The 16,684-nt window shown below is 50.0% G+C and carries 15 protein-coding genes; 2 read left to right on the top strand and 13 right to left on the bottom strand.

Translation table 11 applies throughout. The features are described 5' to 3' along the window. Positions 1 to 131 precede the first annotated feature (131 nt). From INF68_RS18735 to pcoA, 6 genes are read right to left on the bottom strand one after another with little or no spacing between them, the layout of a single operon-like run. Positions 132 to 1,532 (bottom strand): sensor histidine kinase, encoded by a 1,401-nt coding sequence (locus INF68_RS18735; protein ID WP_032653846.1) that lies wholly within the window; start codon positions 1,530 to 1,532, stop codon positions 132 to 134. After that, positions 1,529 to 2,209, bottom strand: coding sequence for a copper response regulator transcription factor PcoR (pcoR, locus tag INF68_RS18730; protein ID WP_032653849.1), 681 nt, complete (start codon positions 2,207 to 2,209; stop codon positions 1,529 to 1,531). Before pcoR ends, INF68_RS18735 begins: the two co-directional genes overlap by 4 nt. A 54-nt stretch (positions 2,210 to 2,263) precedes the next feature. Next, complete coding sequence (gene pcoD, locus INF68_RS18725; RefSeq protein ID WP_309137272.1) at positions 2,264 to 3,142, bottom strand: copper resistance inner membrane protein PcoD; 879 nt, start codon at positions 3,140 to 3,142, stop codon at positions 2,264 to 2,266. A gap of 55 nt (positions 3,143 to 3,197) precedes the next feature. Next, positions 3,198 to 3,578 carry a copper resistance system metallochaperone PcoC gene (gene pcoC / locus INF68_RS18720; RefSeq protein WP_028018070.1) on the bottom strand — a complete coding sequence of 127 codons (381 nt, stop codon included), beginning with the start codon at positions 3,576 to 3,578 and terminating at the stop codon, positions 3,198 to 3,200. Positions 3,579 to 3,617: 39 nt separating this feature from the next. Continuing rightward, on the bottom strand, positions 3,618 to 4,508 hold the full coding sequence (locus tag INF68_RS18715) for a copper resistance protein B (RefSeq protein ID WP_170860682.1): 891 nt from the start codon (positions 4,506 to 4,508) through the stop codon (positions 3,618 to 3,620). A gap of 5 nt (positions 4,509 to 4,513) precedes the next feature. After that, a complete protein-coding gene (pcoA, locus tag INF68_RS18710) occupies positions 4,514 to 6,331 on the bottom strand; it encodes a multicopper oxidase PcoA (RefSeq protein ID WP_032653860.1) in 1,818 nt (605 codons plus the stop codon). A 233-nt stretch (positions 6,332 to 6,564) separates the two neighbouring features. Here pcoA and INF68_RS18705 point away from each other — a divergent pair, with 233 nt between their 5' ends. Together INF68_RS18705 and INF68_RS18700 are read left to right on the top strand one after the other, a co-directional pair. Further along, positions 6,565 to 7,014: a hypothetical protein gene (locus INF68_RS18705; RefSeq protein ID WP_032653862.1), complete on the top strand. Its 450-nt coding sequence runs from the start codon at positions 6,565 to 6,567 to the stop codon at positions 7,012 to 7,014. A gap of 288 nt (positions 7,015 to 7,302) precedes the next feature. Further along, positions 7,303 to 8,040 (top strand): peptidoglycan DD-metalloendopeptidase family protein, encoded by a 738-nt coding sequence (locus tag INF68_RS18700; protein ID WP_032653865.1) that lies wholly within the window; start codon positions 7,303 to 7,305, stop codon positions 8,038 to 8,040. A 33-nt stretch (positions 8,041 to 8,073) separates the two neighbouring features. Here INF68_RS18700 and INF68_RS18695 read toward each other — a convergent pair whose 3' ends face one another. The 7 genes from INF68_RS18695 to INF68_RS23300 all read right to left on the bottom strand — a co-directional run. Then, complete coding sequence (locus INF68_RS18695) at positions 8,074 to 8,271, bottom strand: DUF2933 domain-containing protein (protein ID WP_032653869.1); 198 nt, start codon at positions 8,269 to 8,271, stop codon at positions 8,074 to 8,076. A gap of 40 nt (positions 8,272 to 8,311) precedes the next feature. Continuing rightward, positions 8,312 to 10,789, bottom strand: a complete 2,478-nt coding sequence (gene silP / locus INF68_RS18690) for an Ag(+)-translocating P-type ATPase SilP (RefSeq protein ID WP_128301965.1) — start codon at positions 10,787 to 10,789, stop codon at positions 8,312 to 8,314. 97 nt (positions 10,790 to 10,886) lie between these two features. After that, a complete protein-coding gene (locus INF68_RS18685) occupies positions 10,887 to 11,327 on the bottom strand; it encodes a DUF411 domain-containing protein (protein ID WP_000758228.1) in 441 nt (146 codons plus the stop codon). A gap of 86 nt (positions 11,328 to 11,413) precedes the next feature. After that, complete coding sequence (gene silA / locus INF68_RS18680; RefSeq protein WP_032653876.1) at positions 11,414 to 14,560, bottom strand: Cu(+)/Ag(+) efflux RND transporter permease subunit SilA; 3,147 nt, start codon at positions 14,558 to 14,560, stop codon at positions 11,414 to 11,416. A 10-nt stretch (positions 14,561 to 14,570) separates the two neighbouring features. After that, positions 14,571 to 15,863 (bottom strand): Cu(+)/Ag(+) efflux RND transporter periplasmic adaptor subunit SilB, encoded by a 1,293-nt coding sequence (gene silB, locus INF68_RS18675; protein WP_032653879.1) that lies wholly within the window; start codon positions 15,861 to 15,863, stop codon positions 14,571 to 14,573. Positions 15,864 to 15,975: 112 nt separating this feature from the next. Continuing rightward, the gene (gene cusF / locus INF68_RS18670) at positions 15,976 to 16,329 is read right to left on the bottom strand and encodes a cation efflux system protein CusF (RefSeq protein WP_032653882.1); all 354 of its coding nucleotides are present in this window, start codon (positions 16,327 to 16,329) and stop codon (positions 15,976 to 15,978) included. Between the two features lie 29 nt (positions 16,330 to 16,358). After that, a partial coding sequence (locus INF68_RS23300) for a TolC family protein (RefSeq protein WP_227412907.1) occupies positions 16,359 to 16,684 on the bottom strand: 326 nt, incomplete at its 5' end.

The raw sequence follows: 16,684 nt of genomic DNA, 5'->3' as shown, positions 1-16,684 counted from the left end.
TCCAGGAACCAGGTGATTGTGTTATCACGCTGCTCCTGATTTATGAATAATTATAAAAAACTGCCTCTGTTTATCGCGTGACTGAATGATGACAATTTTGTCACCTTCCAGGTTTCTCCTGAATCACGGTATTAATCCTTTAACAGGCGCACTTTGAACACAATTTCCCGCCCCCGCTGTACTACTGACAATTCGCCACCGTGAGCGAGAATGATTGACCTCGTTATCGATAACCCCAGCCCCGCACCTTCTGTGTTGTGGACCCGTGATGAATCTGCGCGATAGAAGCGGTCAAACAAACGTTCAAGATTGGCGGGAGCTGAGCCAGACATCACATTCGTAATCAGCACGTTCATACAGTCACTGCCACTCTCAAGGCGTATCGCAATACATGTGTTATCGGGAGAATACTTGATTGCATTTGAAAGCAGGTTACTGAAAGCACGTCGCAACATGTCGCTGTCTCCGGCAACAACCCCTTCACCTTCAACCGTGAGTGTCTTTCCTGTCTCGTCTGCCAGAGGCTCGAACAGCTCACGTAATTCGTTTAACTCGGCTGCCAGATCCACGTCATGTTTATCCAGCTGCAGCAGACCATGTTCTGAACGCGCCAGAAAAAGCATGTCACTGGTCATTCGTGACAATCTTTTCAGTTCTTCCAGGTTCGCGAATAAAATTTCGCGGTAATGCGATACATCCCTTTCCTTAGCCAGTGCAAACTGCGTCTGCATCATCAGATTACTGACCGGTGTACGCAACTCATGCGCGATATCAGAAGAGAAATCTGAGAGTTTCCGGAATGATCCCTCCAGACGATCGAACATATTATTAAATTCCTGCATGGTCTCAGAGATTTCCGGCGGTGCCAGATCGGGATTGAGACGCTGGTCCAGGCTATCCACTGTCATGGAAGATGCAAGACTGGTCATTTCCCGTAATGGTTTCAGACCAATACGTGTTGTCAGCCATCCCAGAAAAATAGAAATAAAGACCAGACCGATATTGAACCAGAACAGCCAGGTACTGAGCTTATCCATAAACAGGGTGTGATACCCGGTATCCGTGGCAACCGTAATGATGAAATGTTTGCTTCTACCCTGTTCCGGAGCCACAGCAACCCGCCGCGAGATACTGCGATACACGGTATTATTTTCTTCAGTCTGGATCATATAGTCGAGAACATCACCCGACTTATTCAGCAGGATCGCAGGGACAACAGAGTTTTTAGCGTACAGCTCCACGATTTTTTCATTTTCCATATTTTTTATAGAAATGAATAAACCATTGTGCCCCACCATCGCATCATTTATTTTTTCAGTTAATGATTTTATATCCGTCTTGTTCTGGAACGTTTCTGTCTTAAGAAACTCTTCGGTGAGCTGAAGTTTACCTGTCAGAAAATCACGGTCCTGATTATCGAAGTAGCCATTAAGTGTGCTAATCAATATAAAACTAGATAACCACCATACCGTAAGCATCACTGCAGAAAAAATCAGGCTCAGGCGTGTGGTCAGGGAAATTTTGAACCTCACTCTTCTCTGATCTCCAGGACATATCCGGCACCGCGAACGGTATGGATCAGTTTTGGTTCAAAGTCATCATCAATTTTACTTCTCAGACGTCTCACGGCGACATCAATCACATTCGTATCACTGTCAAAGTTCATATTCCAGACCAGGGACGAGATAAGACTCCTGGGTAACACTTCTCCGGTGCGTTGCAGCAGCAACTCAAGCAGAACGTATTCTTTACCGGTGAGATGGATCTTCTTCCCCGAACGGATCACGGTCCGGCGCACCATATCAACGGTCATATCGGCGATGGTGCAAACCGTTGCGGCCTGCGAGCGTGCCCGGCGCAGTAAGGTTCTTACACGTGCAACCAACTCCGTAAAATCGAAGGGCTTAATCAGGTAGTCATCTGCACCAAGCTCCAGTCCTTTCACTTTGTCCCGCACATTGTCCTTTGCGGTTAAAAACAGGACCGGTTCTTCGTGCCCGGACTCCCTCAGTGCGCTGATGATTTGCCACCCGTCGAGGAAAGGCAGCATCACGTCCAGTATTATCAAATCATACTGTCCCTTCGACGCGGCCCCGAGACCATCGCGGCCATTATTAAAGAGATCGGCCTGATAGCCTTCCTCAGCCAGTCCCTGCTGCAGGTAACGACCTGTTTTTTGTTCGTCTTCAACGATTAAAATACGCTGCATGGTCAACTCGCTGATATGAAAGTAAAAATCTCACGCATGAGCTTTGGCTGTCCCCTAGCTGACCTGAGACGGAGCAAGCATTCCGAGCCACGCTACGGCGCCCAGAATGATAATCGCAACAACGAATTCTGTCAGGATGCTGTTTCGCATCAGGGCAACACTGCGATCATAATTCCCTTCCCTGACCATAACTTCAAGCCGGGGACCCAGGTGAAACCTGTTTGCTGCAGCCAGAAGAAGCATCAGAACAAACAGAGCCGTCTTAGCAAGCAATATCCCCCCCCATGAGCTGTTGAATAAGGGGGTTAAATTACCCTCAGCAATATACAGATAGTTGACCAGCGCACTCAGGATCAGGGCTACAACAATCACCGTACCTGCCGTGGCAAATTTTGCTAAGGAATCAGATATCACAATGACGCTCTGTGCGTTATGCGCGTTTCTGCGCATCAGCAGGATAGCAAATGCAACCAGAGCACCTGTCCAGGCACCTGCAGCGCCGAGATGAGTCAGATCGCTCAGTAAATGGAGATAGTAATGCAGACCGTCATGCATGACGGCGTGTCCTCCCCAGGCAAGTGTGGCCAGCGCCACGCCCCCACTCATCGTCATCAGCAGGCAGGACAATACTCTCTTATTAGTGTAAAGGAACAAAGCACCGAGTGTGGTAAACAGGGCACAGAGCCTGACAATCCAGCTAATACCTACATCCGTTTCTTCTATAACCATCTCGATAATATGGATGGATAATTCTCTGAGGTCAGTTACTCCGCTCATGGCATTAGATACCAGGAGCATATTAATGCCAGTAAGAATGATGCCTGCAACAACAGCAAAGGTTATAAACGACCTGAAATTAGTCAGGTTATAGGTTTCATGTCTGACACCGCTTATTCCGTATATCTGAAAAAATGGCAATCCAAATATCACCATCAAATCAAGATAAAGAAGAAAACGAATAACAATCATAATCAGGTCGTTCATAATATTACTTCACTGTAAAGGTATAATTACCGGTAATAGGGTGCGTATCTGAAGAAACCGCGCGCCAATCAACACGATAAGTGCCAGCGGGTAAAGGCTCTCGCGGAATAATGACCATCGATTTAGGGTCAGCACCTGGTGCCACTTTTGCCGCGACCGGCATCGGAGAATGTGATGACATGCCTTTCATACCCGTCATCGTTAATTTTGCACCTGAGAATTTCACGGTCAGATTTTCCGAGAAATTAAGCTGAATCTTTTCCGGGGCCGCTACGGCTGAATCTGCCTGAGGAACAGAGCTTTTTAATTCCGGATGGGCCATGGCAGAAAAAGCGACGCCCATAACCAGGCCACCTGTAATAATGGCTTTATTTAAAATCGACATGTTATTTACCTGTTTAGTTTAGTGTTTTAAGTCAACGTATTAAAACCAGATTCTGGCTCCCGCCAGGAATACTATCTGATGGTCTTTCTCATCCTCTCTTTTCGCTATATCGGACGTTTTCCCGTAAAGCTGATTCCAGGAGACGCCTATATAGGGTGCAAACTCGCGGCGTATTTCATAGCGAAGCCGAAGGCCCAGATCTGTGTCAGCTAATCCCCTGCCACGCCCCCGCGATTCATCATCCTGACTGTAGAGATTTACCTCATAGGATGGCTGGAGTATGAGTCGGTTTGTCAGTAAAACGTCGTATTCTCCCCCGAGACGGAGGGCTGCTTTTCCACCATTACTGACAAAACCCGTAATTTCAGACTCAAAATTATAGAGAGCGAGCCCCTGAAAACCGACAGCAGCCCAGGTCTGGGCAGACGCAGGTCTGAAATCCTGCCTGACACCCGTAACCAAATCCCACCAGGGGCCAACCGCATGCCCCCAGAGTAACTGGGCTTCTGCCGTCTCTGTTTTTCCCCCGCTTCGTTCACCTTCACTCTTTAGCCAAAGCCGGTCTGTGTCGCCGCCAATCCAGCTGTTAACACTCCAGCTGAAATTGTTGGTGTTATCTGACCGTTGCCATTCCAGCTGATCCAGCAGAACCAGATAATTAATTGCACTGTCGTGAATCGCATGCCCCTGTAAATTGCCGAATGCAGCCTTCCGGTCGGCATCGGTAACAGGCGGAATTGGCGTTCTGCTCTCAGTTACAATGGGCTCCATGGACGTCATCTCAGTGAAATTCTCATCTGCTGGCATCTGCATGGAAGACATGTCGTGCCCGACGTGGGGCTCTGCAGAGACGGAGCCCGCCGCAATCGAAAGCTGTGAGGTAAACAAACCGGCGATCAGAACAGGTATGGCCTTAAAACTTCTCTTCATTCGCATCATTCCTCCACCCGGACTTCACGAAACATTCCCATTTCCATGTGATAGAGCAAATGGCAGTGATACGCCCAGCGGCCAAGCGCATCTGCTGTCACTCTGTAACTGCGTTTTGTACCAGGGGGAACATCTATTGTGTGTTTACGAACCATGAAATTACCGTTTTCATCTTCAAGATCGCTCCACATACCATGCAGGTGAATTGGGTGAGTCATCATGGTATCGTTGACCAGCGTGATCCTGAGTCGCTCACCGTATTTCAGCAGCACCGGTGCGGCATCTGAAAACTTGATTCCGTTAAATGACCAGGCGAACTTTTCCATGTGCCCGGTTAAATGCAGCTCTATAGTTCGCCCGGGTTCACGACCGTCAGGATCCTCAAAGCGGCTTTTCAAATCCGCGTACGTAAGAACCTTTCTTCCGTTATTTCGAAGACCAATACCCGGATCATTTAATTTCGGTGAGGCGCTCATCGCCTGCATATCAACCAGTGGGTTATCCGTTTCTGACGCAGGGTGACTTTGCATACCCGGCATTCCGGCCATCTGTGAATGATCCATACCAGCCATGCTGCTGTGATCCATGGGCGCGGAGGATGTCCCGCTATCCGGAAGGTCAGCACCGTCCATAGACATCATCTCTCCGCTGTTATCCATGCCTCCCATCTGGCTGTGGTCCATTCCTGCCATATCATGTCCCATTCCTCCCATACCCATATCTTCCATGGTCAACAGAGGACGGGGATCGAGGGCGGGAACGGCAGCACTTAACCCCTCTCTCGTGGCCAGTGTCCCCCGAGCGTAACCGGTCCTGTCCATGGATTGTGCGAAGATGGTATAGGCCTCACCCTGAGGCTCCACAATGACATCATAGGTTTCGGCTACGGCAATCCTGAATTCGTCAACGGTAACCGGGTTTACATACTGGCCATCTGCAGCCACGACCGTCATTTTCAGCCCGGGGATGCGGATATCGAAATAGGTCATTGCCGAGCCGTTGATAAACCGTAAGCGTATCTTTTCACCGGGACGGAACAGTCCGGTCCAGTTTTTCAGCGGGGCCTGCCCGTTCATGAGATAGGTGTAGGTGTAGCCACTGACATCCGCGAGGTCAGTCGGATTCATTTTCATTTCAGCCCACATTTTCCGGTCGGCAATGGTGGCTGACAGCCCCCTGGTATTCACGTCGCGGAAAAAAGAGCCAACGGTTGGTTTATTGAAATTGTAGTAATCCGACTGTTTTTTTAATTTTTTCAGCAGGCTGTGAGGATTTTCATCGGTCCAGTCAGACAACATAACCACGTGCTCACGATCGTAAGCAAACGGCTCTGGCTCCCTGGAATCGATGATAATGGCACCGTATACCCCCTCCTGTTCCTGCAGACCGGAATGGCTGTGGTACCAGTATGTCCCGTTCTGCTTAACCTTAAAGGTGTAAACGTAGGTATCATCAGGTTCGATACCCATAAAACTCAGCCCCGGAACACCATCCATATTGGCCGGAAGAATAATGCCGTGCCAGTGAATGGACGTTTGTTCATTAAGACGGTTTTTGACCTTCAGGGTAATAGTGTCACCTTCTTTCCAGCGAAGAACGGGTCCCGGCAGGCCTCCATTGATTGTTTTGGCCTGACGCTCACTGCCCGTAATATTGACTGCCGTTTCACCAATGGTCAGGTCAAACTGAGTACCCTGCTGGGATGCGGCAACTGGCAGGCTCAGACTGGAACGCGCATTGAAACTCCATACGCCAAGACTTCCGGCTACGCCAGAGAGGGTTAACCCCTTCAGGAAAGTTCGTCGAGACGTTTTCAACAGCATGCGCGTTCCCTTATTTAAAGTATGGTTACTGACAAAATTCGAGGACCGATTTAAATTAAATTTCTGGTTCACCCTCTTACAATGAAATGAAGCTAACACACCTCAAGAAACAAATTCATTACAATCGTGTAATGTACGTAGCTGTATTACATTTATGTCATCTTCCCCACAGGTTGATTATTTTTATATATGATCGTGATGACATCTTTATGTACCTAAGAAGGTAATTACACATGAATGCATTAATTACAACCACTGCGTTTACAGCTTTATTTTGTGGGGCGGCTTTTGCTCAGTCCAGTGATATTGCCCATGAAGCACACCGATTCGTTAATAATGCCTCAGCAGTCAGTCATGTAAATTCATCGACGCATGAAAACTTGCCGGACAGGATTAATAAAAACAACACGCCCTCATTCTCTGAAATGAATGAACATGAAAGGGCCATTGTTGCTCATTCATTTATGAACAACAGCGCGTCCTATGTACATCAGAAAATGATTGAGGAACATAAAAAAATGCTGTCCGGCAGTGATGCAAATTCAAAGACCTCATCTTCTTCTTTTAACGAACTGAATTCCGGAGAGAAAGCCGCCCTCGTGCATGAGCAGGTCAATAATGCCGGTGCGGAAGCTCATCAGACGCAGGCAAGAAAGCTTCGCGGACTGTATTCGTCCAAGTAGCCGCAGGCGGGTTAGTGCTGAACGTGAGGTGCGCAGCAGGGCTTCATTGACGGGTTACGTAGAAGGACATGAGCACCATATTGCTCTGCCGTAACCTGTTTCAGTCCCGTTAATCATTTACGTCGGGCTGGTCATACAGTTCCCAGAGCTTCAGGAGCAAACGGGAAACAAGATATGTTACAAAAATGCCGAACATCAACGGTGCTCCCGATTAACTGACAGATGACACGCCTCCTGAAAACCCCTAGCATACGCCGCAGTGTTCATGCTAACGGCGAATTCCAGTAAATGTATTCTACCGATGTCGTAAAAGAAAATGCCTACCTTTCAGCCACCCGCTCGGGGCTGGAATCGAACGAGATCGCTACCCTTCAGCGCTCTTTGCCTTCCCGGTTTGATCTTCGGCATTTGAAAAAAAATGAATCATTGAAACTCGTACTGCAAAAGAAAGCGGGAAAATCACGTGTAGTGGCCTATAAATTTACGTCCGGTTCATTTAATTACACGGCGTATCGTATATCAGACAAAAAGTTCTATAACCTTTCCGATACTTCCGGGAAAAGCAGTCTCGATTATCCGTTACCGGCCACAGCAAGACTCAGTTCGCCTTTCAATCCTGCAAGACTTAACCCGGTATCGGGAAAAGTGAGTCCCCATAATGGCATTGATTATTCCATGCCTATGAACACGAAAATAGTCAGCGTCATCGACGGAAAAATCACCCGGGCCGAATACAACAGTACCATGGGATATTTTGTTGAAGTAACGGGAAAAGCCGGTGTTAAAACTCGCTATCTCCACCTCAATAAAATACTCGTTACTAAAGGGGCCAGGGTTACCCGGGGAGGCGCTATTGCGTTATCCGGTAACAGCGGACGTTCATCCGGTCCTCATCTGCATTACGAGCTGGTCATCAATAACAATCCTGTTAACTCACTGGCGTTCCGGGGAGCGGCACCCGCTGATAACAAACTCGAACAGCATGCCTTTGCGCATGCCAGAGACTACGAACGATACCTGGACTGATAACGGGACCGCGACGCGGCCCCGTTTGCCGAATTAATTTTTTTTATCGTTCCCACCATCGTGATGTTGGTGATCTCCATGCCCTCCATGCCCGTGGAAAAGATGCATAAGCGGGCAGACCAGCAACAACAGATATGGCCAGTAACCTGCCACATGTGACCAGTGTTCGCGCAGGAGAGCAAATGCCGCGATCGCGACGACTGCAATAAGAGCATAAGTTGTACTTTTCATTCTGGACTCCTTCTGTTCGTAACAGAGCCTTCATTCAGGGTTATTTCCCGAGCCTGACACTTTTCAGACGCAACGCATTTAGAATGACGCTGACGGAGGAAAGAGCCATGGCCGCCGCCGCAATAACCGGCGACAGTAGAATTCCATAAAGAGGGTAAAGCAGACCTGCTGCCACAGGCACGCCAAGTGCGTTGTAGATGAATGCAAAAAACAGATTCTGCCGGATATTTTTCATGGTGATCTCTGACAGATGACGGGCCCTGTTCAGTATCATCAAATCGCCTTTGAGAAGGGTGATTCCGGCGCTTTCAATTGCGACATCAGTACCCGTTCCCATGGCTATGCCCACGTCAGCCGCAGCAAGTGCCGGGGCATCATTTACACCGTCCCCCGCCATTGCAACCACATGACCAGACTCTTTCAGTCGGGTTATCACTGCTTTTTTTCCGTCAGGCAGAACTCCGGCTTCAACCTCATCTATTCCCAGTTTCCGTGCGACTGCTTCAGCAGTAAGTTGGTTATCCCCGGTGAGCATAACAATGCGTATCCCCGCCTGACGTAACGCTTTAAGCGCATCCGGTGTGGTTGCTTTCACAGGATCCGAGATAGCTATCAGGCCTGCAAGGTGCCCGTCTGTCGCCACATAGATAACGGTAGCGCCTTCCATCCGCAACGTATCCGCAACGGCCTTTTCATTATCAATAACGATACTGTTTTCCTGCATAGCCAGTTCATTACCAATAACAACCCGTTGACCTTCAACATCGCCTGAGACGCCTTTACCCGACGGAGCATTGAAATTACTGACCGACGGTATCGCGATCCCCTTTTCCTGTGCTGCTTTAACTACTGCCACACCCAGCGGATGCTGCGAGCCTTTTTCCACTGCGGCCGTTAAACGTAGAAGAGATGTTTCGCCTCCCGGATTGAGACTGATAATCCCTGTCACCGAAGGCGCACCTTCCGTGAGCGTGCCTGTTTTATCTACAACCAGTGTGTCTACTTTTTCAAGACGCTCCAGGGCTTCGGCATTCTTGATTAATACCCCGGCCTGGGCTCCTTTTCCCACCCCCACCATTATCGACATCGGCGTGGCCAGCCCCAGCGCACAGGGACAGGCAATAATCAGGACCGATACAGCCGCAATCAGACCGTGCGCCATCCTGGGCTCTGGCCCCCAGACAGACCAGATAACGAAAGCAACAACCGCGATAAGTATCACCAGAGGAACAAACCAGCCTGATACGCTGTCAGCCATTCTCTGGATGGGGGCACGCGAACGCTGTGCATCAGCGACCATCTGAACAATTCGTGAGAGCATCGTTTCATCACCGACTTTCTCTGCACGGATGATAAGACTACCTGTCTGATTAATCGTCCCCCCGATGACAGGATCACCTTCCGTTTTTGTAACCGGCATAGATTCCCCGGTCACCATCGATTCATCAACGGTTGTTTTGCCTTCGATCACGATACCATCGACCGGAATACTCTCTCCAGGTCTGATGCGGAGCTTATCGCCAGGCAGAACATCTTCCGCATTAATATCCGTTTCATGACCGTCAAGATCCAGCCGCCTGGCGGTTTTGGGGGCAAGGTTCAGAAGCGCAGTAATGGCACCTGAGGTTTGTTCCCGTGCCCGCAGCTCAAGAACCTGTCCCAGAAGAACAAGCACCGTAATGACTGCTGCGGCTTCAAAATAAACGGCCACCAGGCCATCCATGTTTCTGAACGATGCAGGAAACCAGGAGGGGAAGACGGTTGCAATGACGCTGTAAACCCAGGCTACGCCGGTTCCCATTGCAACAAGGGTAAACATATTCAGGGAGCGGTTACGTAACGACATTCCGGCCCGGGCGAAGAATGGCCAGCCACACCACAACACGACAGGAGAGGCCAGAAGCAGCTGCAGCCATGTGTTGTACTGTGGCGGTACTGTATCCCTCAAGGCGGGAAACAGATGAGATCCCATTTCGAGTACCAGAACCGGAAACGCCAGCAACAACCCCAGCCAGAAGCGTCTTGTCATGTCGCGAAGTTCATCACTCGGCCCCGTGGATGCCGTAGCTACGAGCGGCTCCAGTGCCATTCCACAGACAGGACAGCTTCCGGGACCACTACGGCGTATCTCCGGGTGCATCGGACATGTCCACACACCTTCAGAATTCACTTTCTCCGCCTGGTGATGAGGCTGTTTTATCTGATCAGGGCTGACTTCGTGATGATCGTGGTGACGGTGATGGGAATGTTCACTGGCATCTTCGGTAAGATAACGATCAGGATGGGCTTTAAATTTGCTCTCACAGCTGGCGGAGCAGAAATAAAACTGATGGTCCTGGTATCGAATGCTGCTGTGCGCCCTGTCGGGCAGGATGGTCATCCCGCACACGGGATCTCTCACCTTATGCAATACGTGACTCTCGTCCGGGGATAATGTCTGCTCAGAAGCAGTCTGGTTGTTGTGTTGCACTGCATTGTCATTTTTCACAGTAACTCTCCTTATGCATACCTGAAGCATCTTCTGTCTTCAGGGTATGTCATGGATGCGATTACCACGAATGTCGCCGGAACAGGAGTGCCTGCTGCCGGCGTCTCGTTATCAGCCGTTCCGCTGACTATTCGATTCGCTGGAAGACTTTTTTACTTCCATCCGGTGAGAATGCGATAACATCGTAAGCCTCTTTTCGGGCTCCCATCTCCATTCCAGGACTTCCTGCTGGCATACCGGGAGTGGCGAGACCGTATATACCCGAACCAGACTGCATTGCCTTATGTATCGTTGTCGCAGGCACATGGCCTTCAATGATCAAATTACCGGCAACCGCGGTATGACAACTTCGTAGTCCTGCAGGAATAGCATGCTTTTCTTTCAGGGCTGACAGCGCCTGATCATTCATTACGTGAGTTCGTACTTCAAACCCGTCTTTTTCCATCGCCTTGCCCCACAGGGAACAGCAGCCACAGTTTTCAGATTTGTACATATCAATCACTTTTTCACTCGCCATCGCGGGAAGTGAAAGGCCGAGAGCCAGCGCCATGAGAACCACTTTTTTCATACTCACCTCTGTATATTATCGATATAAACCCTGACGTCAGGGTGAATCAGTACAGAAGGACACCCACAGGGGGTGCCCCTTCAGGTTCAGGACACGCTTTTTTTATGTCTGCGCAGCCAGATTAATTTGTAGGCGGCAGGAATAATGAACAGGGACAGCAGCGGAGCCGTGATCATCCCACCAATCATGGGTGCCGCGATACGGCTCATGACTTCTGAACCTGCACCGGTTCCCCAGAGTATTGGCAGCAGACCCGCAATGATCACCGCCACGGTCATGGCTTTCGGCCGGACACGCAATACGGCACCATGATAGAGGGCTTCATCAAGACCCTCCGGTGTGAACGTCTCTTTACGGGACAATTCCGGGTGCGCTTCAATGGCATGACGCAGATACATCAGCATGACCACGCCAAACTCTGCTGCCACCCCGGCCAGGGCGATAAACCCGGTTCCGGTTGCAACAGACATATGGAAGCCCTGCCAGTACAGGAACCATATCCCGCCAACCAGGGCGAACGGCAGGCTCATCAGGATCAGCAGGGCTTCATCAACCCGGCGGAATGCCAGATACAACAGGATGAAGATGATCATCACCGTCATCGGCACCATCAGCTTCAGTTTCTTGTTGGCATGCTCAAGCAGTTCAAACTGTCCGGAGAATGACACGCTGGTACCCGGTCTCAGTTTCACTTTCTGACCGATCGCCGTTTTAATGTCATTAACCACCGACACCATATCCCTGCCGCGCGCGTCAATGTAAATCCAGCTGGCTGGACGGGCATTTTCCGTTTTCAGCATAGTCGGCCCTGAAACAACCTTAATATCCGCGACGTCGCCCAGCGTAATCTGCTGCTTCATCGGGGTCAGGATCGGCATTTGTTTCAACGCATTTGGACTGTTCCGGTAATCCTGCGGATAGCGGATATTAATCGGGTACCGGGCCACACCTTCAACCGTTTCCCCTACCGTCGCGCCGCCGATGGCTGATGAGACGAACAGCTGAACATCGCCCACCGTCATTCCGTAGCGGGAGGCTTTTTCCCGGTTGATATCGATATCGATATAGCGCCCGCCCTCAAGTCGCTCAGCCAGGGCAGATACCACGCCCGGCACGGTTTTGGCTACCGCCTCGATACTCTGCGCAGTCGCATCGATATCCGACAGAACAGTCCCGGACACTTTGATACCTATCGGGCTTTTAATTCCGGTTGAGAGCATATCAATACGGTTACGGATTGGCGGCACCCAGAGGTTTGCCAGACCCGGTAAACGGACGGTCCTGTCGAGTTCTTCAATAATCTTGTCAATCGTCATGCCTGGACGCCACTGATCTTCAGGCTTCAGTTGGATCGTGGTTTCAACCATTTCGAGCGGCGCGGAATCCGTCGCAGTCTCTGCTTTACCGGTCTTGCCAAATACAGAGGCCACTTCAGGAACGCTTTTGATTAACTTGTCCGTCGTCTGCAGGAGCGCTGCAGCTTCTGCCGGAGAGACGCCTGGCAATGTTGACGGCATATACAGCAGGTCGCCCTCATTGATCTTCGGCAGAAACTCACCGCCCACCTGACTCAGCGGCCAGATAACGGTGAAAATGGACAAGGCCGCAACCAGCAGGGTTGTTTTTGGCCAGTGGAGTACCCGCAATAGCAATGGATGATACGCTTTGATCAGCACCCGGTTCAGGGGGTTACTGGTCTCGGCAGGAATTTTCCCCCGGATCCAGAACCCCATCAAAATCGGAATGACGATGATGGCCAGCGCGGCCGCGCCCGCCATGGAGTAAGTTTTCGTGAATGCCAGCGGGCCAAACAGACGTCCTTCCTGACCTTCCAGGGTAAAGATAGGAATAAAGGACAGGGTGATGATCAGCAGGCTGATAAACAGTGCAGGTCCCACTTCCACGGAGGCGTTGGTAATGACCTTCCAGCGGGTTGCGTTGTCAATCTGCTCACCCGGATGCTGATGATCCCACTCTTCAAGCCGTTTATGCGCATTTTCAATCATCACAATGGCGGCATCCACCATCGCTCCGACGGCAATCGCTATCCCTCCCAGTGACATAATATTGGCGTTCAGCCCCTGGAAGTGCATAACGATAAAGGCGATACACAGGCCAAGCGGCAGAGAGATAATTGCCACCAGGGCTGAACGTACGTGCCACAGGAACAGGGCACAGACGATGGCCACCACGATAAACTCTTCCAGGAGTTTGTAGCTGAGGTTATCAATGGCCCGGTCGATTAACTGGCTGCGATCGTAGGTGGTCACGATTTCAACGCCTTCCGGCAGGCTGGCCTTCAGCGTGTCCAGTTTATCCTTGACCGCAGTGATAACGTCGCGCGCATTTTTACCCGACCGCAGGATCACCACGCCGCCAGCAACTTCCCCCTGGCCGTTAAGTTCTGCAATGCCACGACGCATTTCCGGCCCAGTCTGCACGCGGGCAACATCCCGCAGATAAACCGGCACGCCGTTCTCGCCGGTTTTAAGGACAATGTTATTGAAATCATCAATGCTCTGAAGATAACCGCTGGCACGGACCATATACTCCGCTTCCGCAATTTCAACGGACGAGCCACCGGCTTCCTGGTTAGACGATTCAAGGGCCTGTTTCACTTCGGGCAGGCTGATACCATACTGGGACAGTTTTAACGGGTTCACCTGAATCTGGTACTGCTTCACCACGCCGCCAACCGAGGCTACTTCAGCCACGTTCGGGATGGTTTTCAGCTCAAATTTCAGGAACCAGTCCTGCAGAGAACGCAGTTCTGAAAGGTCGTGTTTTCCGCTGCGATCGACAAGGGCATATTCAAAAATCCAGCCCACACCCGTGGCATCCGGACCGATTTCAGAACTCACACCGGCGGGCAGTTTTCCCTGAACCTGATTCAGATATTCCAGCACGCGGGAACGGGCCCAGTACAGATCGGTGCCGTCTTCAAAAATGACATACACATACGAATCCCCGAACTGTGAAAAACCACGCACGGTTTTTGCGCCAGGTACGGACAGCATGGTGGTGGTAAGTGGATAGGTGACCTGGTTTTCTACAATCTGCGGGGCCTGGCCGGGATAGCTGGTTTTAATAATAACCTGCACATCTGACAGGTCAGGCAAGGCATCGACCGGCGTGTTAATAATCGTCCATGTACCCCAGATGCTGAGAAACAGGGCCCCCATCATGACCAGGAAACGGTTGGCGACAGAGCGCCGGATAATCCATTCAATCATCGTCGTCTCCTCAGTGCCCTGAATGCATGGTTACAGGCTGGTCAGACATTGCTGGCATGCTGCTTTCTGTTTTTTCAGGGTGACGCATACGTTCCAGGGCGCCCGTAATATTGGCTTCGGAGTCAATGAGGAACAGGCCACTGACCACCACAGTATCACCTTCATTCAGACCGGAGCCGATGCCGGACTGTTGCTGTGATTCATGCAGAACGTGGATCTGTTTCGGCACAAACTTGCCTTCATCATCAACAGTAATCACGCGCTGTTCCTTGCCGGTATCGATAACGGCCTGGCTTGGTATCAGCAGCATCTCCTGGCTCTTGGTATTTAGTTTCAGGTAGGCATTCATGCCCGGCTTGAGAAACTCATCCTTATTAGAAACCTGGAGACGGACCTGAAGCGTACGGGTTGTCTGATCCACGCTGGGAAGAATGTTCCATTTTTCGACATGGAATGTTTTATCCGGATAAGCCGGTACCGAAATTTCAAACTGCGACGTATCTTTCAGCAGATAGGCGATAGATTCTGGCACTGCAGCGCTGATCCAGACCGGGTCCATCCCCTGAATCTGAGCCACCACCTTATCTTTCGAAATATTCATGCCGGTTCGCAGGTCAAATGCAGTAATTACACCATCAATAGGTGCTTTAATGGTGAAACGGGTCTGGATGGTGCGGGTTGAACGCAGCCTTTGAATATCCTCTTCCGGCATACCGGCCAGACGAAGCCGTTCCAGAACCCCTTTTATCTGGGTTGGCGTACCGCCTGTACCGGATAACAGCAGGAATTCACTTTGTGCCTCAACCCATTCAGGAATGGTGATATCGATAAGCGGAGTGCCTTTCTTCACATGATCGCCAATCGTCAGTGGATACACTTTTTCGACAAAACCGTCAGAGCGCGCCTGCACAATGACAAACTGATACTCGTTGTAACTAACATTCGCCGGGATCGTCTGAGAATAATTCAGCATTCCGCGCGTGACTTTTTGCGTTTTTAATCCCAGGTTCTGAACCTGCGTTGGGTCTATACGGATCCCGCCATTGCTTTTCTCGTCGCTTTCATCAGCATATTTTGGCACCAGGTCCATATCCATAAAGGGAGATTTTCCGGGTTTATCAAATTTGGTATCCGGTTTCATCGGGTCATACCAGAAAAGTACCTTTTTCTCCGGTGCCTTTTGTTCTGTTTGTACTGTTTTTTGTGATGAGTTTACAAACTGCCAGGCAGTAACCGATATCAGCCCTCCTGCTATGAGGCTGCTGATAATTATTGCAGCATATTTTATCTTTAAAGAAGCCATACAATTTCTCGCTGAAAAATCAAAACACCTGGCATATGCGCCCGATTATTCATTCACAGAAATCTCTTAATGAATGTTCAGGCGTACTGGATGTAATCGCTCCGGATGTCAATCAGGATTTCGTCACGTTAATGCTTTTGAGTAAGGAGATATTGCCTTGCTGAATAAACGAGAAATCGACTTGGTTGCCTGTTTTCAGGGCATTAATAGCATCGTCTGCATTAACAAAAGTAAAGCGCATAGTCATTGCAGGCCAGCCCACCGCAGGAATTGCTTCATGTGAAATGGTGATCTTTTTACTATTCATATCAATGTCTTTAACGACACCGGTGCCCTTGATCACCTGCTGTGCCGAAGCATCACTGGCAGCATTCATATCACCATGCTGATGTGTTTCAGCATGAAGACCGGCAGAAAACATGACAGAGAGAGCACCAAATAAAACAGCTTTAAGTGAGTTACGCATTTTAAATTTCCTGATATGTTGAATATAATTTACTCTACCCAACCGCCACCCAGTGCAGTGAACAGATTAATTTCGTTAACCTGTCGGGAATAGGTAAGGTCGAGGATGGTTTGCTGCGTCGTGAACAGGGAACGCTCTGCATCCAGTACTTCAATGTAACTGACAGCACCACTTGCATATAATCCTCTGGCACGCTGGAGGGTTATCTGAAGTGAATCAAGATAACGCTGCTGTGCCTCAAGTTGCTGGCTAAGGCTATACCGCAGCGCAAGCGTGTCGGAAACATCCTTAAAGGCTGACTGAATTTTCTGTTCGTAATTAATCACCGACTGTTTCTGGCGAATTTCAGCCAGCT

The organism is Enterobacter cloacae complex sp. P16RS2, assembly GCF_014982155.1.
In the GTDB taxonomy this organism is placed as follows: Bacteria; Pseudomonadota; Gammaproteobacteria; order Enterobacterales; family Enterobacteriaceae; genus Enterobacter; species Enterobacter cloacae_M.
Note: the sequence above shows the minus strand (reverse complement) of the source record. Positions and strands in the feature narration are given on the sequence as shown.

What these genes read in the sequence shown, in the direction of transcription:
- silB (WP_032653879.1), bottom strand. Translation starts at nt 15,863, where the DNA reads ATGGCTTCTTTAAAGATAAAATATGCTGCAATAATTATCAGCAGCCTC.
- INF68_RS18715 (WP_170860682.1), bottom strand. Translation starts at nt 4,508, where the DNA reads ATGAAGAGAAGTTTTAAGGCCATACCTGTTCTGATCGCCGGTTTGTTT.
- pcoR (WP_032653849.1), bottom strand. Translation starts at nt 2,209, where the DNA reads ATGCAGCGTATTTTAATCGTTGAAGACGAACAAAAAACAGGTCGTTAC.
- pcoD (WP_309137272.1), bottom strand. Translation starts at nt 3,142, where the DNA reads ATGGTGATATTTGGATTGCCATTTTTTCAGATATACGGAATAAGCGGT.
- silA (WP_032653876.1), bottom strand. Translation starts at nt 14,560, where the DNA reads ATGATTGAATGGATTATCCGGCGCTCTGTCGCCAACCGTTTCCTGGTC.
- silP (WP_128301965.1), bottom strand. Translation starts at nt 10,789, where the DNA reads ATGCTTCAGGTATGCATAAGGAGAGTTACTGTGAAAAATGACAATGCA.
- INF68_RS18695 (WP_032653869.1), bottom strand. Translation starts at nt 8,271, where the DNA reads ATGAAAAGTACAACTTATGCTCTTATTGCAGTCGTCGCGATCGCGGCA.
- INF68_RS18705 (WP_032653862.1), top strand. Translation starts at nt 6,565, where the DNA reads ATGAATGCATTAATTACAACCACTGCGTTTACAGCTTTATTTTGTGGG.
- cusF (WP_032653882.1), bottom strand. Translation starts at nt 16,329, where the DNA reads ATGCGTAACTCACTTAAAGCTGTTTTATTTGGTGCTCTCTCTGTCATG.
- pcoA (WP_032653860.1), bottom strand. Translation starts at nt 6,331, where the DNA reads ATGCTGTTGAAAACGTCTCGACGAACTTTCCTGAAGGGGTTAACCCTC.
- INF68_RS18685 (WP_000758228.1), bottom strand. Translation starts at nt 11,327, where the DNA reads ATGAAAAAAGTGGTTCTCATGGCGCTGGCTCTCGGCCTTTCACTTCCC.
- pcoC (WP_028018070.1), bottom strand. Translation starts at nt 3,578, where the DNA reads ATGTCGATTTTAAATAAAGCCATTATTACAGGTGGCCTGGTTATGGGC.
- INF68_RS18700 (WP_032653865.1), top strand. Translation starts at nt 7,303, where the DNA reads ATGTATTCTACCGATGTCGTAAAAGAAAATGCCTACCTTTCAGCCACC.